At 71.5% G+C, this 16,421-nt stretch carries 16 protein-coding genes; 4 read left to right on the top strand and 12 right to left on the bottom strand.

Translation table 11 applies throughout. From position 1 onward, the window contains the following. Positions 1–49: 49 nt before the first annotated feature. A complete protein-coding gene (locus FRAEUI1C_RS04055) occupies positions 50–568 on the top strand; it encodes a hypothetical protein (protein WP_013422006.1) in 519 nt (172 codons plus the stop codon). Positions 569–731: 163 nt separating this feature from the next. Here the strand turns inward: FRAEUI1C_RS04055 and FRAEUI1C_RS38055 are convergent, their stop codons facing one another. From FRAEUI1C_RS38055 to sodN, 4 genes are all read right to left on the bottom strand, one after another. Next, entirely contained in the window at positions 732–1,913 is a 1,182-nt protein-coding gene (locus tag FRAEUI1C_RS38055) for an RNA polymerase sigma factor SigF (protein ID WP_013422007.1), read from the bottom strand. Next, positions 1,910–2,437, bottom strand: a complete 528-nt coding sequence (locus FRAEUI1C_RS04065) for an ATP-binding protein (RefSeq protein ID WP_013422008.1) — start codon at positions 2,435–2,437, stop codon at positions 1,910–1,912. Before FRAEUI1C_RS04065 ends, FRAEUI1C_RS38055 begins: the two co-directional genes overlap by 4 nt. Before the next feature lie 503 nt (positions 2,438–2,940). After that, positions 2,941–3,471, bottom strand: coding sequence for a GNAT family N-acetyltransferase (locus FRAEUI1C_RS04070; RefSeq protein WP_013422009.1), 531 nt, complete (start codon positions 3,469–3,471; stop codon positions 2,941–2,943). Positions 3,472–3,551: 80 nt separating this feature from the next. Further along, positions 3,552–3,950 (bottom strand): superoxide dismutase, Ni, encoded by a 399-nt coding sequence (gene sodN / locus FRAEUI1C_RS04075; RefSeq protein WP_013422010.1) that lies wholly within the window; start codon positions 3,948–3,950, stop codon positions 3,552–3,554. Positions 3,951–4,143: 193 nt separating this feature from the next. Here sodN and FRAEUI1C_RS04080 point away from each other — a divergent pair, with 193 nt between their 5' ends. After that, positions 4,144–4,452 (top strand): S24/S26 family peptidase, encoded by a 309-nt coding sequence (locus tag FRAEUI1C_RS04080; RefSeq protein WP_269724407.1) that lies wholly within the window; start codon positions 4,144–4,146, stop codon positions 4,450–4,452. Here the strand turns inward: FRAEUI1C_RS04080 and FRAEUI1C_RS04085 are convergent. The 4 genes from FRAEUI1C_RS04085 to FRAEUI1C_RS04100 form a co-directional block, all read right to left on the bottom strand. After that, positions 4,413–5,030 (bottom strand): dTDP-4-dehydrorhamnose 3,5-epimerase family protein, encoded by a 618-nt coding sequence (locus tag FRAEUI1C_RS04085; protein WP_013422012.1) that lies wholly within the window; start codon positions 5,028–5,030, stop codon positions 4,413–4,415. The genes FRAEUI1C_RS04080 and FRAEUI1C_RS04085 overlap by 40 nt on opposite strands. A gap of 90 nt (positions 5,031–5,120) precedes the next feature. Continuing rightward, positions 5,121–5,873, bottom strand: coding sequence for an amino acid ABC transporter ATP-binding protein (locus tag FRAEUI1C_RS04090; RefSeq protein WP_041260102.1), 753 nt, complete (start codon positions 5,871–5,873; stop codon positions 5,121–5,123). An 89-nt stretch (positions 5,874–5,962) separates the two neighbouring features. Further along, positions 5,963–6,931 carry an amino acid ABC transporter permease gene (locus FRAEUI1C_RS04095; RefSeq protein WP_232425291.1) on the bottom strand — a complete coding sequence of 323 codons (969 nt, stop codon included), beginning with the start codon at positions 6,929–6,931 and terminating at the stop codon, positions 5,963–5,965. A gap of 4 nt (positions 6,932–6,935) precedes the next feature. Next, positions 6,936–7,871 (bottom strand): ABC transporter substrate-binding protein, encoded by a 936-nt coding sequence (locus tag FRAEUI1C_RS04100; protein WP_013422015.1) that lies wholly within the window; start codon positions 7,869–7,871, stop codon positions 6,936–6,938. A gap of 719 nt (positions 7,872–8,590) precedes the next feature. Between FRAEUI1C_RS04100 and FRAEUI1C_RS04105 the strand changes: the two genes are divergently transcribed. Continuing rightward, on the top strand, positions 8,591–9,829 hold the full coding sequence (locus FRAEUI1C_RS04105; protein ID WP_013422016.1) for an NAD(P)-dependent malic enzyme: 1,239 nt from the start codon (positions 8,591–8,593) through the stop codon (positions 9,827–9,829). 138 nt (positions 9,830–9,967) lie between these two features. Here FRAEUI1C_RS04105 and FRAEUI1C_RS04110 read toward each other — a convergent pair whose 3' ends face one another. Beyond that, the gene (locus FRAEUI1C_RS04110; RefSeq protein WP_157734807.1) at positions 9,968–10,273 is read right to left on the bottom strand and encodes a hypothetical protein; all 306 of its coding nucleotides are present in this window, start codon (positions 10,271–10,273) and stop codon (positions 9,968–9,970) included. A gap of 235 nt (positions 10,274–10,508) precedes the next feature. Between FRAEUI1C_RS04110 and FRAEUI1C_RS04115 the strand changes: the two genes are divergently transcribed. After that, entirely contained in the window at positions 10,509–11,483 is a 975-nt protein-coding gene (locus FRAEUI1C_RS04115) for a zinc-binding dehydrogenase (protein ID WP_041258833.1), read from the top strand. A 440-nt stretch (positions 11,484–11,923) separates the two neighbouring features. On the opposite strand, the gene FRAEUI1C_RS39300 is transcribed toward FRAEUI1C_RS04115, so the two are convergent. From FRAEUI1C_RS39300 to FRAEUI1C_RS04125, 3 genes are all read right to left on the bottom strand, one after another. Continuing rightward, complete coding sequence (locus FRAEUI1C_RS39300) at positions 11,924–12,121, bottom strand: hypothetical protein (RefSeq protein ID WP_157734808.1); 198 nt, start codon at positions 12,119–12,121, stop codon at positions 11,924–11,926. 53 nt (positions 12,122–12,174) lie between these two features. Then, positions 12,175–12,354 carry a DUF6104 family protein gene (locus FRAEUI1C_RS04120; protein WP_013422020.1) on the bottom strand — a complete coding sequence of 60 codons (180 nt, stop codon included), beginning with the start codon at positions 12,352–12,354 and terminating at the stop codon, positions 12,175–12,177. Between the two features lie 133 nt (positions 12,355–12,487). After that, positions 12,488–16,225: a multifunctional oxoglutarate decarboxylase/oxoglutarate dehydrogenase thiamine pyrophosphate-binding subunit/dihydrolipoyllysine-residue succinyltransferase subunit gene (locus tag FRAEUI1C_RS04125; RefSeq protein ID WP_013422021.1), complete on the bottom strand. Its 3,738-nt coding sequence runs from the start codon at positions 16,223–16,225 to the stop codon at positions 12,488–12,490. Positions 16,226–16,421: the final 196 nt, after the last annotated feature.

The raw sequence follows: 16,421 nt of genomic DNA on the forward strand, positions 1-16,421 counted from the left end.
TTTGACTCCTGTAGGCCCGAAGTCCGGCCCGAGCCGTAGGGTCATCGGCATGGGAAGTGCCGAGACGCCGGGCGCCGGGGGCCGGGATGCCGGGTCGAGCGAGCGGGCCGAGGCGAGCACCGACGACGGACCGGGTTCGGCCGCGGCGACGCCGTCCGACCCGCTGTCCGCGGTCAGGGCGACCTTCGCCGCGTTCGCCGGGGCGCCCCGCGCGCTCGCGGGGGCGGCGTTCCTGGTCGCCGTGCAGGGCCTGCTGCTCGTCGGGCTCGGGGTCTGGCAGGTGGTCCGAGGCTTCGGCCACCACATCGACAACCTGGGCCGCGCCGAGTTCGGCGGTGTGCTCTGCCTGGTCTGCGGCGTGGTCGTCGTCGGGCTGGCCCGCGCTCAGGTGGTCAGGCGGGCCACCTCGAAGACACCGATCGTCGTGATCGAGCTGCTGTGCCTCCCGGTCGGCTGGGCCATGCTCCAGAACGGCCTGCTCGGCTACGGCCTCCCCCTGCTGGTGGTGGCGGTAGCCACGCTCGCCCTGCTGGCCCTGGCGGCCTCCCGCACGCCCCCAGTTGAATAGCCGACCAAAGTCACCGGGAAACGGGAAGCAACGCCAGGTCCCGACCCTGGACCGGTGCTGCCTCTGGATTCCGCCTGAGCTGAGGTTCACGTAGGGGAGGGCGCCCAGCGCCCGGACCAGGCAGAGCGGCCAGAGGCGCGGAGCGCCGTCGCTGGCCGCTGCCCTAGTTGTCCTCCAGCAGGCCCCGGCGCAGCTGGGCCAGCGTGCGGGCGAGCAGGCGTGAGACGTGCATCTGGGAGATGCCGAGCTCGATCGCGATCTGGGACTGGGTCATGTTCCCGAAGAAGCGCAGCAGCAGGATGCGCTTCTCGCGCGGCGGGAGCTTCTCCAGCAGCGGCTTGAGCGACTCCCGGTACTCGACGCCCTCCAGCGACTCGTCCTGGACGCCCAGGGTGTCGGCGACGGCCGGCGACTCGTCGTCACCCGAGTCGGGCGCGTCCAACGAGACGGCCGAGTAGGCGTTCGCGGACTCCAGGCCTTCGAGAACCTCTTCCTCGGTCATCTCGAGGTGAGCGGCGATCTCGGCGACCGTGGGCGAACGGCCCAGCTTCTGGGACAGCTCCGAGGTCGCCTTCGTCAGCGAGAGCTTCAGCTCCTGCAGCCGGCGCGGAACCCGGATGGCCCAGCCCTTGTCGCGGAAGTGGCGCTTGATCTCGCCGACGATCGTCGGGGTGGCGTAGGTGGAGAACTCGACGCCGCGCTCCGGGTCGAACCGGTCGACGGACTTGATCAGGCCGATGGTGGCCACCTGCACGAGGTCGTCCAGCGGCTCGCCCCGGTTGCGGAACCTGCGGGCGAGGTACTCGACCAGCGGCAGGTGCATGCGGACCAGCTGGTCGCGGATGGCGGCGCGCTCGGCGTCACCCTCCGGGAGCTCCACCAGCCGGGCGAACAGCGCGCGCGCATGGGCCCGGTCCGGTGACGAGGCCCGGTCGGACGGGCGCGGTTCCGCGCGCTCGCCGGCGTCGGACGCGGTCGCGTCCGCCTGCGGCGCCGTCGCGGTGTCGTCGTTCGTAGCGGCCTCGTTCACAGCACCCGCCCGCTCGCCATCCGTGAGGTCGGTGCCTTCGGGCTCGGTGTCGTCGGCGACCGCGGTCCGCGCCGACTGGCCTGGGTCGGTCGCCGTCGCGTCGGACGGGCCCGTGCCACTCGCGGCCGGGCTCTGGCCGCCGGCCGGGGCGCCCGCCTTCGTGTCGGAGCGTGACGCCGGCCTGGCCGGAACCGACCGGCGGGCGCCCGCGCCCTCGGGCGTGTCGGGGACGGCCTCGTCCGGACCGCCGGAGCGCTGGTTCAGGCTGGAGAACCGGTCTCTCGGGGTGGTCGGGGTACGGCCTGCCGAGGTCATGAGGTCCCCACGGCGCCGAGCTTCGCGCCCAGCTCGCTCGGCTCGGCGCTGCGGCTGCGGACGTGGCCGGCCGGCGGCTCGCCCAGGTCCGCCCGGTCGCCGCGTCGTTTGGCCAGCTCGATGGTGACGCGGTGGCCGGGGCCGGTGGAGCTGGAGACCTCGCCGGCGAGGGCGCTGAGGACGGTCCAGGCGAAGGTGTCCTTCGACGGCGGCTCGCCGTCGAGGCTGTCGACCGAGACCGTGACCCGCATCAGGCCGGGGGACAGGCTGAAGACGCACTCCAGCGCGGAGCCGGGAACCGCGGAGACCAGCAGCAGCGCGGACGCCTCGTCCACGGCGATCCGCAGGTCCTCGATGTCCTCGAGGGTGAAGTCGAGGCGGGCGGCGAGCGAGGCCGTCGCGGTACGCAGAACGGTCAGGTAGGCACCGGCGGCCGGAATTGTGAGCTGCACGACGTCGCGCAGGCCGCCACCGTGGACGCCGCTGGAGTTGCCCGTGCCATCGGCTGAAGGCGTCGGATCCACGTTCTACCCCCAGTGCTGCGTCGTTCCGGTGGCGAGATCTCGCCGCCGGCGGTGAGTTCGAGTTGTCGTCCCCCGGATGGGCACGTACCTAACGCCTACATCATCCGGCCCCGCGGCCGGCTCGTCGCGGCGGGCGTCCAGCGGTCCACGTACAGCCACCGGGCGGCCAACCGACGGCCGTGCGTGCATGGCGGGCCGCTGCGTCGCGGCGCTGGTCTCGTCGGGTTCCTGGGTCGCTGGGCGGCCGAGCGGGCGCTCGACCTCGGGTCCGGGAGCAGGGGCCCAGCTGGTCCGCGGGGACAGTCGCTGGGGAACCGACTCCCCCGTCGCTATGGCACGGACCGTTTCGTCGGCCGCCGGCCCAGGGCCGGCTGCCAGGGCGCACCCCGCCGCGCGACATCCTCGTGCGGTGGCCGGTGGGGCGCCCGCTGTACCCACGGTACCCACGCGGAGCGGGGTGGCGCAGGTCGGCCGATCAAACGCCGTGGGCACGTTGTTGTCGGCTAAGTGGGGATCCGGCGATCTGTGGCCGGGTCGGCGTCGGTCGCCGCGAGCGCGGCGATACCGTCCGCGCCCAGCCGCCACGTCGTCCAGCCCTCCATGGGCGCCGCGCCCAACGTGCGGTAGAACGCCTGCGCCGGCGTGTTCCAGTCCAGCACGTCCCACTCGAGCCGCTGGTGGCCGCGGTCGCGCGCGATCGCGGCGAGCCGGGCCAGCAGCGCCCGGCCATGCCCGCCGCGGCGGTGCTCCGGCGCGACGAACAGGTCGACGAGAAACGACCCGGTCCGCCCGGTCCAGGTCGAGAACGTCTCGTGCCAGATCGCGAACCCGACGACCAGGCCCGCGGGCTCCGGCTGGTCCGCGTCGTCCGCGACGGCCACCAGGGCGCCGGCGGACGGTCGCGCGCCGAACAGCGCCTCGGTGAGGTCCGGCTCGGTCATCTTCACCGCGTCCGGCTCGCGTTCGTACTCCGCGAGTGCCTGGACGAGCCGAAGCACCGTCGCGACGTCACCCGGCTGGGCTGGGCGGATCATGGTCGTCTCCTGGGGCTGGCGGGGAAAACGACGTCCCCGGGCGCCTGGGGCACCCGGGGACGTCGGCAGAGCAGGCGAGATCAGGCAGCGGCCTTGGTCTCCCAGAAGACCTTGGCGATCTCGTCGATCTTGTCGATCAGCTTCTGGCCGTCGGCCGGGTCGACCGAGCCCTTGGCGCCCGCCGCGCCGGCGGCCTTGGTGGCCTGCCAGAACAGGTCGTGCAGCTCCGGGTACTTCTCCAGGTGGTTCGGCTTGAAGTAGTCGGTCCACAGCACCCACAGGTGGTGCTTGACCAGGTCGGCCCGCTCCTCCTTGATGGAGAGCGCACGCGCCCGGAAGACCGGGTCCTCGTTGCCCTGGTACTTCTCCTGGATCGCCTTGACCGACTGGGCCTCGATCCGGGCCTGCGCCGGGTCGTAGACGCCGCAGGGGAGGTCGCAGTGCGCGCTCACCTGGGTCTTGGGATGCAGCAGGCTCATGCCGCCGTCCTTCCTCGCACGATCGTCGCGTCGGGGGCACGGGCGGTGCGCGAACCGAGCGCGCCTGCGCGGGCCGATCCGTGCTTCGCGCGCCTGGCCTCCCGCGCGGGTCGCGCGCGGCGGCTGGCGTGCGGGGGCGCCGGCCCGTGTCCCCACCTTCTGGCAACCTACCTCTGTGCGGCCTTGCATTCCCGTGCGGGCGGTCTCCGTCCGCGGTGCGTCGATGGTCCCGACCTTGCGCGACGGCGACGCCTGCCTGGTCTGGTGGGGCCGGGCGCCGCGGCCCGGTGACGTGGTCGTCGCCCGGCTTCCCGACGGCCGCGGGCTCGGCGTGAAGCGCGCGGAGTTCGCCGACCCGGACGGCAGCTGGTGGCTGCGCTCCGACAACGTCGGCGTCGGCACGGACAGCGCCGCCTTCGGCATGGTCCCTGGTCAGGACGTGCTGGGCCGCGTGCTGGTGCGTTACTGGCCGAAGCCGGCCTGGCTGCGCAGGTCGGCGTAGAACGCCTGGCAGGCGGCGTACGACGGCAGCAGCCCGGCGGCCTCGGCCTCCTTGAGGGTGGGGGCGACGGCGTCCTTGTCCGACAGCAGCGGGGTCAGGTCCGCCGGCCAGGGCAGCCCGAGGTCGGGGTCGAGCGGGTTGATGCCGCGCTCCCGACCGGGGGTGTATGGCGTTGAACACAGGTAGGAGACCTGCGCGCCGTCGGTCAGCGCGATGAACGCGTGCCCGAGGCCTTCCGCGAGGTAGATCCCCTTGCGGTCGACGTCATCGAGCTGGACGGCGGCCCACTGGCCGAACGTCGGCGAGCCGACCCGGATGTCGATCACACAGTCCAGCACCCGGCCGGACACACAGGTGACGTATTTCGCCTGGCTCGGTGGCACGTCTGCGTAGTGCACCCCGCGCAGCGTCCCCGCCCTGCTGATGCTGTGGTTGCCCTGGGCCAGCCCCAGCGGGTGGCCCAGGGCCTTCTCCAGCGCGTCGGCGCGGAACCACTCGAGGAAGGTGCCGCGGCTGTCGGTGTGCTGTCGTGGGGTGAAGACCCACGCGTCCGGTACGGACAGTTCGGTGACGTCCACGCTTGCGGACCGTACCGGTTCGCCCGACCGGCCGTACGCCCAGGCCTCCCGGCGATCCGTGGGCGCCGCCGTGGCTCAGAACACCCTGGCTCAGAGCACCTTGGACAGGAAGGACTTCGTCCGGTCATGCCGGGGGTTGACGAGGACCTGGTCGGGTGGTCCGGTCTCGACCACGACGCCGCCGTCCATGAACACGACGGTGTCGGCCGCCTCGCGGGCGAAGCCCATCTCGTGGGTGACGACGACCATCGTCATGCCCTCCGTGGCGAGCTGCCGCATGATCGCCAGCACCTCGCCGACGAGCTCCGGGTCCAGCGCGGACGTGGGCTCGTCGAACAGCATCAGCTTGGGCCGCATCGCGAGCGCCCGGGCGATCGCCACCCGCTGCTGCTGGCCGCCGGACAGCTGGGACGGGTAGGCCTCGCAGCGGTGGCCCAGGCCGACCCGGTCCAACAGGGCGCGGGCGCGTTCCTCGACCTCCGAGCGCTTCTCGCGGCGCACCCGCAGCGGCGCCTCCATGATGTTCTCGAGCGCCGTCTTGTGCGCGAACAGGTTGAACCGCTGGAAGACCATGCCGATCTCGGCCCGCCGCTTGGAGACCTCGCGCTCGCGCAGCTCGTGCAGCTTCCCGCCGTGCTCCCGGTAGCCGACCAGGTCGCCGTCGATCCACAGCCGGCCGGCGTCGATCTTCTCCAGGTGGTTCATGCAGCGCAGCACCGTGGTCTTGCCGGAGCCGGACGGCCCGATCAGGCAGAGCACCTCGCCGGGGTCGACCCGCAGGCTCACCCCGCGCAGCACGTGGTTGCGCCCGAACGACCGGTGGACGTCCTCGGCGAGCACCATCGGGGTGATCCCGGCAGGCATCGTTCCCGCCGTCTCGCTCCCGGCCATCGTGGTCCCGGCGGTTGTGGTCCCGGCGGTTGTCTGGTCGGTCATGCCATCCCCCCGCTCCCGTCGCGACTGCCGTACGTGACGCTGACCAGGGCCGCCTGGCGCCGCACGGCCGGGTCGTAGCGGCGTTCCAGGAAGTACTGGCCGACGCTCAGGACGGAGGTCAGCACGAGGTACCAGATCGCGGCCACGATCAGCAGCGGGATCGTCTGGTAGTTGCGCGCGTAGATCAGCTGGACCGAGTAGGTCAGCTCGATGACCGCGATGATGCTGACCAGTGAGCTGGTCTTGAGCATGGAGATCGTCTCGTTGCCGGTCGGCGGGATGATGACCTTCATCGCCTGCGGCAGCACGATCCGGCGCATGGTCAGGCCGCGGCCCATCCCGAGCGCCTGCGCGGCCTCGATCTGTCCCTCATCGACCGCCGAGATGCCGGCCCGTACGACCTCGGCCATGTAGGCCGCCTCGTTCAGCCCGAGGCCGAGGATGCCGGCCACGATCAGCGGTATCAGCTTGTTCGAGTCAGCCGAGGCGAACTCGGGCCCGAACGGGATCCCGACCGCGATCCGTGGGTAAAGAGCGCCGATCGTGCCCCAGAAGATCAGCTGAAGGAGCACCGGGGTGCCGCGGAAGAACCACGTGTACACCCATGAGACGCCGCTCAGCAGCGGGTTCGGCGACTGGCGCATGATCGCGAGCAGGACGCCGCCGACGATGCCGATGAGCATCGCGAAGAAGGTCAGGTAGACGGTCGCCCACAGGCCGCGCAGCACCGGCTCGGTGAACAGGTACTTCCAGACGATGTCCCACCGGAACCGGTGATTGGTGACCAGGCCGTGGGCGCCCATGGCGACCAGCAGCAGGACGACGGCGGCCGTGACCCAACGACCCGGGTAACGAACGGGGACCGCCTTGATGGGGGTGGCGGACGTCGTCGGCGGGGCGCCGTCCGCGGGCGCGGCGGCTGCCGCCGCGTCGGGGACCGGGGTCCCCGACGCGGCGCCCGTCACGTTGTCAGCTGGTAGCGCCATTGATCTGCGGGCTGGTGATGGCCCCGTCCTCGACGCCCCACTTGGTGAGGATCTGCTTGTAGGTGCCGTCGGCGATGAGCGCCTTCAGCGCGGTCAGCAGCGGCTGGGCCAGGCCCGAGTTCTTGGGGACCGCGATGCCGTAGGGCGCGGTGCCGTACGGGGTGCCGACCAGCTTCAGCTTGCCGTCGGAGAGCTTCACCTGGTAATCGGCGACCGGGGAGTCGGCCATCGAGACCTGCGCGCGGCCCGAGGTCAGCGCGAGGTTCGCGCCGTTCTGGTCCGGGAACTGGCTGACGGTCACGCCCGGCTTGCCAGCGGTCTTGCAGGTGCCGTCCTGCGCCGTGGCGTCGTCGGCCTGGGTGGTGCCCTTCTCGACGGCGACGGTCAGGCCGCACAGGTCATCGAGGGTCTTCACGGAGGCCGGCTTGTCGGCACTGGTGAAGAACGAGGTGCCGGCCGAGAAGTAGGTGACGAAGTCGACCTTGGCCTCGCGCTCCTTGGTGTCCGTGAACGACGAGATGCCGATGTTGTACTTGCCGGCGTCGAGGGCCGGGATGATGTCGTCGAAGCCGACGTTCTTGACGTCGACCTTGGTGCCGAGCGCGGTGCCGAGCGCCTTGATCAGGTCCGCGTCCATGCCGATGACGGTCTTGCCGTCGGTGTCGAAGAACTCGTTCGGCGCGTAGGAGGCGTCCGCGGCGGCGGTGAGCGTCTTGCCGGCGAGAGCGGCCGGCAGCGTGGCCACGGCCGAGGTGGCCGCACTCGGCGTGCTGTCGGCCGAGGAGCCGCCGCTGCTGCCGCCACAGGCGGCCAGCACGGCCGCCAGGCTCGCCACAGCGGTCGCGGCGAGCGTCCTGCGCACGGCGCGACGGCCGACGGCCAGGCCGCCGTCCAGGCTCCGGTGTTCTCGACTGCGCATGCCGATCCTCTCCAGATTTCAACCGATACCCGACGGACGGCCCCACCGCGCCGGTCCAGACGGGCCGTCCGTGGCGGGGGCGGCTCGCGGACCGTGAGGTCCCCGGCCGCCGGCCGGGTGGTTCGGCTGGCTCGGTTGGCGCTCGGCTCGCGCCCTCCCCGTCCGGGCGTGCGGCCCGCGCTCGCGCGGTCCTGCCAGGCCGTTTCTGGGTCGGGCAGGCGACAACGGCGGCGCACGTCCTGGGCAATCACCCAAGCCTGGTGGCGTGTCAGTGGTGCTACAGGGATGCTTCGTTCACGTTTCAAGACATTTCTCTTGCATGTCGTTGAGGTAAGCGTCCGCTGCGATCGGGCGATCGAAGCTGCCGGGCCGGTCGCCAAGGAAGGCCCACGACGTGCAATATTTGAACGGTGCCCCGGGCGACCCCCGGTCCCACCACCGCCTCCTCACGCCGGAGGCGGCGGCTCCCGCTGCTCGCCGACCATCGGTCGGCTCCCCGGAAGCCGCGATGTCCGTCCGGAGGGATGCCGCCGGAACCCCGGAGTCGGGCCCAGCCCGACCACCCTGGGCGACCCCCGGAAGGACCGCACGAGCATCCGCCCTGACAGCCGATGGGCGAGCTCAGCACTTCCTGGACCTCCACCAGCAGTAGCCCCGACGCCGCGCCGAGCACGAGAACCACGCCAGGCGACAGGGCGCCCGTAAACAGGAGCACTTCCGTGACAGCGACCGCAGACCACCAGACCTTCGACCAGATCTCCTCCTCCGTCGCCAGCGCCCCCGTCGCCGTCAGCCCGCGGGTGTCCGACGACGACCCGGTCTTCACGCTGCACCGTGGCGGCAAGATCGCTCTTGAGGTGACCTCCCCGCTGGAGAACGCCGACGACCTCTCGATGGCCTACACCCCGGGAGTCGCCCGGGTGTGCCTGGCGATCGAGGAGACCCCGGCGCTGGCGGAGGACTACACCTGGCGCGGCAACCTGGTCGCCGTCGTCACGGACGGGACCGCCGTGCTCGGGCTCGGCGACATCGGCCCGGCCGCCTCCCTGCCCGTCATGGAGGGCAAGGCCGCGCTGTTCAAGCACTTCGCCGGGGTCGACTCGGTGCCGATCGCCCTGAACACCAAGGACGTCGACGAGATCGTCAACACGGTCGCCGCGATCGCCCCGAGCTTCGGCGGGATCAACCTGGAGGACATCTCCGCGCCGCGCTGCTTCGAGGTCGAGCGCCGCCTGCAGGAGCGTCTGGACATCCCGGTCTTCCACGACGACCAGCACGGCACCGCGATCGTCGCGCTCGCCGCGCTGGAGAACGCGGCCCGGCTGACCGGTCGGCGCCTCGAGGACCTGCGGGCCGTCGTCTCGGGCGCCGGTGCCTCCGGCATTGCCGTGACGAAGATCATTCTCGCGGCCGGCATCGGTGACATCGCCGTCGGCGACCGCAAGGGCATGATCCACTCCGGCCGGACCGACCTGACCCCGGTCAAGGCCGAGATCGCCGCACTGACCAACAAGGCGGGGCTGTCCGGCTCGATCGAGGCGGCGCTCGCCGGGGCCGACGTCTTCATCGGGCTGTCCTCGGGCACCGTGTCCGAGGAGGCGGTCGCGACCATGGCGCCGAACTCGATCATCTTCGCCATGGCCAACCCCGACCCGGAGGTCCACCCCGAGGTCGCCCGCCGGCACGCCGCCATCGTCGCCACCGGGCGCAGTGACTTCCCGAACCAGATCAACAACGTGCTCGCCTTCCCCGGCGTCTTCCGCGGGGCGCTCGACGTGCGGGCGAGCCGGGTCACCGAGGGCATGAAGCTCGCGGCGGCGAAGGCGCTGGCCGACGTGATCGCGGACGAGCTCGCGCCCGACCACATCATCCCGAGCCCGTTCGACCGTCGGGTCGCCCCGGCCGTCGCCGCCGCGGTCGCCGCCGCGGCCAAGGCCGACGGGGTCGCCCGCCGCTAGGACTGTTCGATCGACGCACTGAGGCCCGGCTCCATCTCCTGGAGCCGGGCCTCACGTCTCTGGCCCGCCAGCCGGCTCGGGCACCGAGGCAAGTCCCGCGGATCTCGCGCCTTTTGCGGGTTCCTGGGCGCGCCGCGCTCAGAGCCGGCCGCAGGCGCTGCAGGGGGCCTTGGCGGCTACGTCCTCGACCAGGCGCAGCGCGCCGCAGCCGGCGTAGGAGCAGGCGACGAAGTCGCCGTGCGGGACGACGAACACGGGCAGGCCGTCGTCGGAGAAGATGCGTGGCTCGGGCGTGGGCGCGTCGGCGGGTTGCCGGCGCCGCCAGCGGGGACGGCGCGCGTGCCGGCCAGCCGGCACCGGGGGTGCCGCCGAGGGGCCGGTCGCGGGCGGCACCGCCCTGGCGGCGGACAGTCCGGTCGGGGGCGACGTCGGTTCAGGAGCCACCACGGTCAAGAGTCCAGCACATCCAGCGCCGGGCCGCGACCGGCGCCCCCCAAGAACCCGCGGGCCGCAGTGGCCGCACCGTGGGCGCGCCGCGGGGCCGTTCGTCTCTGACTGTGGTCCAGGTCTGACTGTGGTCCAGGCCGGCCATGCCTCCTGGCGTCCGCCCGGACATGGCGGGTCCAGGCCGCGAGCACTGAGGTGGCATCGGGTGGGCGTCAGCCATAGGGTTTTGTCCGTGCTTGCCGCCGCCGCAGTGTCCATCAACCCCGACGACCCGCTGGCCGGCCTGGCCGTGGGGGAGCAGCCGGAGCCCGCCGCCCGGGACGGCTGGACGACGGTCTCGGTCCGGGCCGCGGCGCTCAACCACCACGACCTGTTCAGCCTGCGCGGGGTGGGCCTGCCGGCCGGGCGGCTGCCGATGATCCTCGGCTGCGACGCAGCGGGCGTCACCGCGGACGGGACCGAGGTCATCCTGCACGCCGTGATCGGCGACCCGGCCGCCGGCGGAGGCGACGAGACGCTGGACCCCAAGCGGTCCCTGCTTTCCGAGCTGCACCCCGGCACGCTCGCCGAGCAGGTCGCCGTCCCGGCCCGCAACCTGGTGCCCAAGCCGGCGTCGCTGTCCTGGGAGGAGGCGGCCTGCCTGCCGACGGCCTGGCTGACCGCCTACCGGATGGTCTTCACCAAGGCCGGCCTGCCCGCCGACGGCGGCGGCAAGGTGCTCATCCAGGGCGCCGGCGGCGGGGTGGCCACCGCCGCGATCCTGCTGGCCAAGGCGGCCGGCCACACCGTCTTCGTCACGTCCCGCGACGAGGCGAAGCGCAAGCGCGCCCTCGACCTCGGTGCCGAGGCCGCCCTCGAGACGGGTGCCCGGGTGCCCGCCCGCGTCGACGCCGTCATCGAGACGGTCGGTGCCGCCACCTGGGGCCACTCACTGAAGTCGCTGCGTCCCGGCGGCACGGTCGTCTGCTCGGGCGCGACCAGCGGTCCGAACCCGCCGGCCGACCTCACCCGGATCTTCTTCCTGCAGCTCAACGTGCTGGGCTCGACGATGGGCACCCGCGACGAGCTGGCCGCCCTGGTCGCGTTCCTCGACCGCACCGGCGTCCGCCCGCTGATCGACGACGTCCGCCCGCTCGCCGACGCCCGCGCCTCCTTCGAGCGCATGTCCCAGGGCGAGCTCTACGGCAAGCTGGTACTCACGGTCTGAGTATCCATTCGAACCCGTTTGGTGAGACCGCGATCCAGCTGTAGCTTTTGCTCCCTTGACAGGTGTTGACCTGTCGAAAGTGGCGCCGGGTGCACCCGTCGTATGGCGGGACCCCGGCGTTCGCGTGTGCGGGAGTCAGCCCGGAGGCAGGCGCGTGTTGCCGTCTGCGGCCTTGCGGTCACGTCTCCAGTCTGACGAACTGGATGCTAATGATCTCTTGGCCCTCGTGCTGCGTCACGGTGTACCAAATTGTCACGCCGTCTGATGGCAGACGAAGCTCGTAGGAGCCAGGCAAAGGCTCATCATGGGGAAACGGGTCCGCGAGCGTCGGCACGGGCTCCTCCAACAGGTGGAAGACTGTCCGCTGGACTACCCGCCGGGATGGCTGCGGGAGAGCTTCGATGTCCTGCCAGGATGATCCTGGAAAGCGTACGAGGCGATCACTCACTGATACCCCACGCCTCGGCTAGCTCATCGCGGGAGAAGGTGGGTGCATCATCGCGTGGCCCGCGATCGGCCATGATCCGTGCCCTGGCAATGGATCGCCCAACTTCAAGCCGCAGCCGCCTCACTTCGGCTTTCAGGGATTCCAGCTCTGCTCGAGGGATGCTCACCATTTCAGATGCGTCGACGCTCATGTGCGGCTCCTCGGCTCGGCGTCTACCAGTCTAGCCAGCTTGTAGATCACGAGTCAGAGGTCGGGGTCGTCGTCGGGGCGGGCTAGCCAGGTGGCGAGGGACTCGATCACGGACTCGTGCTCGGGGTGCAGGTCGACGAAGGTGCGCAGCGAGTCGGCGAGCCATTCGAGGGTGACGGTCTCCTCGCCGCGGCGGGCGGCCAGTTCCTCGATGCCCCGGTCAGTGAAGTACATCTGCGCTCCCTGCCCAGATCGCCGTCTGCGGGGGGTTGCCTTGATCGCCGTTTTGGCCCTCGCGTGGTTGCGAGCGAGTCGCCGGAGCAACCATCAGAGGGCCAAAACGGCGATCAAGAAGCTGCGTAGGTGGCTAGGCGGCGAAGGCGGCCTCGATGAGGGCCTTCTGCTCCTTCTCGTGGACCTTGGACGAGCCGGAGGCCGGGGCCGCGGACGCCTTGCGGGAGACGCGGCGCAGCCGCAGCCCGGCCGGGAGGTGCTCGGGCAGGTGCAGGGCCACGTGCGGGTAGGCCCCCTGGTTCGCCGGCTCCTCCTGGACCCAGACCACGTCGGTCGCGTTCGGGTAGCGGCGCAGCGCCTCGGCGACCTCGGCGCCCGGGGTCGGGTAGAGCTGCTCGACCCGCAGCAGCGCGAACTGGCCCTTGTCGTCCCGGTGGGCCCGCGCCTCGGCCAGGTCCCAGTGGACCTTGCCGGCCGACAGCAGCACCCGGCGGACGGCCGACGGGTCGGTGATGGTCGCGTCGTCGATGACGGGCTGCCAGCTGCCGGCCGTCAGCTCCTGCACGCTGGCCGCCGCGGCCTTCAGCCGCAGCATCGACTTCGGCGTGAAGACGACCAGCGGCCGGCGGACCGGCGACAGGGTGTGGCGGCGCAGCAGGTGGAAGTAGCTGGCCGGCGACGACGGCGCGGACACCGTCATGTTGTCGTCCGCGCACAGCAGCAGGAAGCGCTCCATCCGGGCGGAGGAGTGGTCCGGCCCCTGGCCCTCGTAGCCGTGCGGCAGCAGCAGCGTCAGCGCGTTGCGCTGGCCCCACTTGGCCTCGCCGGCCGAGAGGAACTCGTCGATGATCGACTGGGCGCCGTTGGCGAAGTCGCCGAACTGCGCCTCCCACAGGACCAGCATGTCCAGCCGGGCGACCGAGTAGCCGTACTCGAAGCCCATGGCCGCGTACTCGGACAGCAGCGAGTCGTAGGCGTAGAACGTGCCGACCTGGCCACCGTCCGCGCGGCGCAGGCTGCGCAGCGGGGCGTAGTCCTCGCCGGTGTAGCGGTCGACGACGACGGCGTGGCGCTGGCCGAACGTGCCGCGCCGGCTGTCCTGGCCGGTCAGGCGGACCGAGCGGCCGTCGAGCAGCAGCGAGCCGAAGGCGATCGTCTCGGCGCAGGCCCAGTCGATCGAGCCGTTCTCGATCATCTGCGCCCGGCGCTCCAGCTGCGGGCGCAGGCGCGGGTGAACCGTGAAGTCGGCCGGCAGGTTCACCTGGGTGTCGATGACCTGCTTGACGACCTCCAGCGGGACCGCCGTCGAGACCGCGGCCGCGGCGGCAGCGTCCTCGGCGGTGGTGACGATCCGCGGCTGTGGGGTGGGCTTGTCGCCGGTCGTGTCGCGGGTCTCGGCGAAGGCCTTCTCCAGCTCCAGGCGGTAGGTCTTCATCGCCTCCTCGGCCTGGTCGCGGGTGATGTCACCGCGGCCGATGAGGGCCTCCGTGTAGAGCTTGCGGACCGAGCGCTTCGCGGCGATCTCGTCGTACATGAGCGGCTGGGTGAACGACGGCTCGTCCATCTCGTTGTGGCCGCGGCGCCGGTAGCAGATCATGTCGATCACGACGTCCTTGTGGAACGCCTCGCGGTAGTCGAACGCGAGCGCGGCCACCCGGACACACGCCTCGGGGTCGTCGCCGTTGACGTGGAAGATCGGCGCCTGGACCATCCGGGCGACGTCGGTCGCGTACACCGACGAGCGGCTCTCGGTGGGCGACGTGGTGAACCCGACCTGGTTGTTGATCACCAGGTGGACCGTGCCGCCCGTGCGGTAGCCGCGCAGCTGGGAGAGGTTCAGCGTCTCGGCGACCACGCCCTGGCCGGCGAACGCCGCGTCACCGTGGACGAGGACCGGCAGGACCGTGAAGCCCTCGATGCCCTTGTTCAGGATGTCCTGCTTGGCGCGCACGACGCCCTCCAGGACCGGGTCGACGGCCTCCAGGTGCGAGGGGTTCGCGACGACCGAGACCGGGATCTGCTTGCCCTCCCGGCACTGGTAGTGGCCCTCGGCGCCCAGGTGGTACTTCACGTCGCCCGAGCCATGCGCGGTCTGCGGGTCGAGATGGCCCTCGAACTCGGCGAAGATCTGCCGGTAGGACTTGCCGACGATGTTCGCCAGCACGTTCAGCCGGCCGCGGTGCGCCATGCCGATGACGACCTCGTCCATGCCGGCGCCCGACGCCCGCGAGAGCACCTCGTCCAGCAGCGGGATCGCCGACTCGGCGCCCTCCAGCGAGAACCGGCGCTGGCCGACGTACTTGGTCTGCAGGAAGGACTCGAACGCCTCGGCGGCGCCCAGGCGCTCCAGCACGTGCAGCTGCTCGGCCGGGTCGGGCCGCTCGGCGGAGCGCTCGACGCGGGCCTGGATCCACTTGCGCTCTTCCGGCTCCTGGATGTGCATGTACTCGATGCCGACCCGGCGGCAGTACGAGTCGCGCAGCACGCCCATGACGTCGCGCAGGCTCATCATCCGGTGCGCGGCGAACCCGGCGACCGGGAACTCCCGGTCCAGGTCCCACAGGGTCAGGCCGTGACTGCGGATGTCCAGGTCGGGGTGGCTGCGGATGGTGAACTCGAGCGGGTTCGTGTCCGCCATCAGGTGGCCGCGGACGCGGAACGCGTGGATCAGCTCCTGCACCCGGGCCGAGTGGTCGAGGTCGCCCTCGTGGCTGGTCGGGATGTCGGTGATCCAGCGGACCGGCTCGTACGGGACCCGCAGGGAGCGGAAGATCTCGTCGTAGAACTCGTCCTCGCCCAGCAGCAGCTGGTGGATCCGGCGCAGGTACTCACCCGACTGGGCGCCCTGGATGATCCGGTGGTCGTAGGTGCTGGTCAGCGTGGTGACCTTGGAGATCGCCATCCGGGCCAGCGTCTCGGTGGAGGCGCCGGCGAACTCGGCCGGGTACTCCATCGCGCCGACGCCGATGATCGTGCCCTGGCCCTCCATCAGGCGCGGCACGGAGTGCACGGTGCCGATGCCGCCCGGGTTGGTCAGGCTGATCGTGACGCCGGAGAAGTCGTCGGCGGTGAGCTTGCCCGTCCGGGCCCGGCGGACGATGTCCTCGTAGGTGCCCCAGAACTGGGCGAAGTCCATCGTCTCGGCGGCCTTGACCGCGGCGACGACGAGCTGGCGGCCCTTGCCGGTGACCAGGTCGATCGCCAGGCCCAGGTTGACGTGCTCCGGCTGGACCAGCGCCGGCTTGCCGCCGACGGTCGCGAACGAGTTGTTCATCTCCGGGAAGGCCTCGAGCGCCTTCACCATCGCGTACCCGATGAGGTGGGTGAACGAGATCTTGCCGCCGCGCGAGCGGGCCAGGTGACGGTTGATGACGATCCGGTTGTCGATCATCAGCTTGGCCGGGACGGCGCGCACCGAGGTCGCCGTCGGCACGTGCAGCGACGTCTCCATGTTGGTGACGACCCGGGCGGAGGCGCCGCGCAGCGTGGTCGTCAGGGTTCCGGCGGCCGCGTCCGGAGCGGCGGGCGCCGCCGGCTTCGCGGCGGGCGGGGCCGGGGCGGCGGCGACGGGGGCCGGGGTGGCGACGGGAGCCGGCGTGACCGGAGCCGGGGCGGCCGCGGCGGCCACGGGCGGGGCGCTGGCCGCGGCCTCGGCGGGCGTCGGGGACACGGTTCCGACGGCCGCGCGCGCGCTTTCCGGGTCCGTGTGGTCGGTCGCCGTAGGTGCGCCCGGATGGTAATCGGACAGGAACTCACGCCATTCGGGTGACACACTCTCTGGATCCGCCAGGTACTGCTGGTAGATCTCGAAGACCAGCCACTCGTTGGTTCCGAAGTCGGGTCCTGACGCGGGTACCGTCGGTGCTGTCACGGGGCCAATCGCCTCTATCCACGGTCTGACTTCACTAGCTTTTGCAAGATCAGAATGGTGCCTTCACGGGCCGAAAGGCGACCTTCGAAAGGCCCTTCGGTTCGCCTGTCCAGGCTACTCGCCGGGGTCGAACGCCCCCACGCGGCCCATTGCGGCATATCAGTATGCGGCCGGGGGCCCGACCCTCAACCCGGCC

It is taken from the genome of Pseudofrankia inefficax (assembly GCF_000166135.1).
GTDB lineage: Bacteria > Actinomycetota > Actinomycetes > Frankiales > Frankiaceae > Pseudofrankia > Pseudofrankia inefficax.

Coding starts and splice junctions, on each gene's coding strand:
- FRAEUI1C_RS04055 (WP_013422006.1), top strand. CDS start 50: ATGGGAAGTGCCGAGACGCCGGGCGCCGGGGGCCGGGATGCCGGGTCG.
- FRAEUI1C_RS38055 (WP_013422007.1), bottom strand. CDS start 1,913: ATGACCTCGGCAGGCCGTACCCCGACCACCCCGAGAGACCGGTTCTCC.
- FRAEUI1C_RS04070 (WP_013422009.1), bottom strand. CDS start 3,471: ATGATCCGCCCAGCCCAGCCGGGTGACGTCGCGACGGTGCTTCGGCTC.
- sodN (WP_013422010.1), bottom strand. CDS start 3,950: ATGAGCCTGCTGCATCCCAAGACCCAGGTGAGCGCGCACTGCGACCTC.
- FRAEUI1C_RS04090 (WP_041260102.1), bottom strand. CDS start 5,873: ATGGTGCTCGCCGAGGACGTCCACCGGTCGTTCGGGCGCAACCACGTG.
- FRAEUI1C_RS04100 (WP_013422015.1), bottom strand. CDS start 7,871: ATGCGCAGTCGAGAACACCGGAGCCTGGACGGCGGCCTGGCCGTCGGC.
- FRAEUI1C_RS39300 (WP_157734808.1), bottom strand. CDS start 12,121: ATGAGCGTCGACGCATCTGAAATGGTGAGCATCCCTCGAGCAGAGCTG.
- FRAEUI1C_RS04120 (WP_013422020.1), bottom strand. CDS start 12,354: ATGTACTTCACTGACCGGGGCATCGAGGAACTGGCCGCCCGCCGCGGC.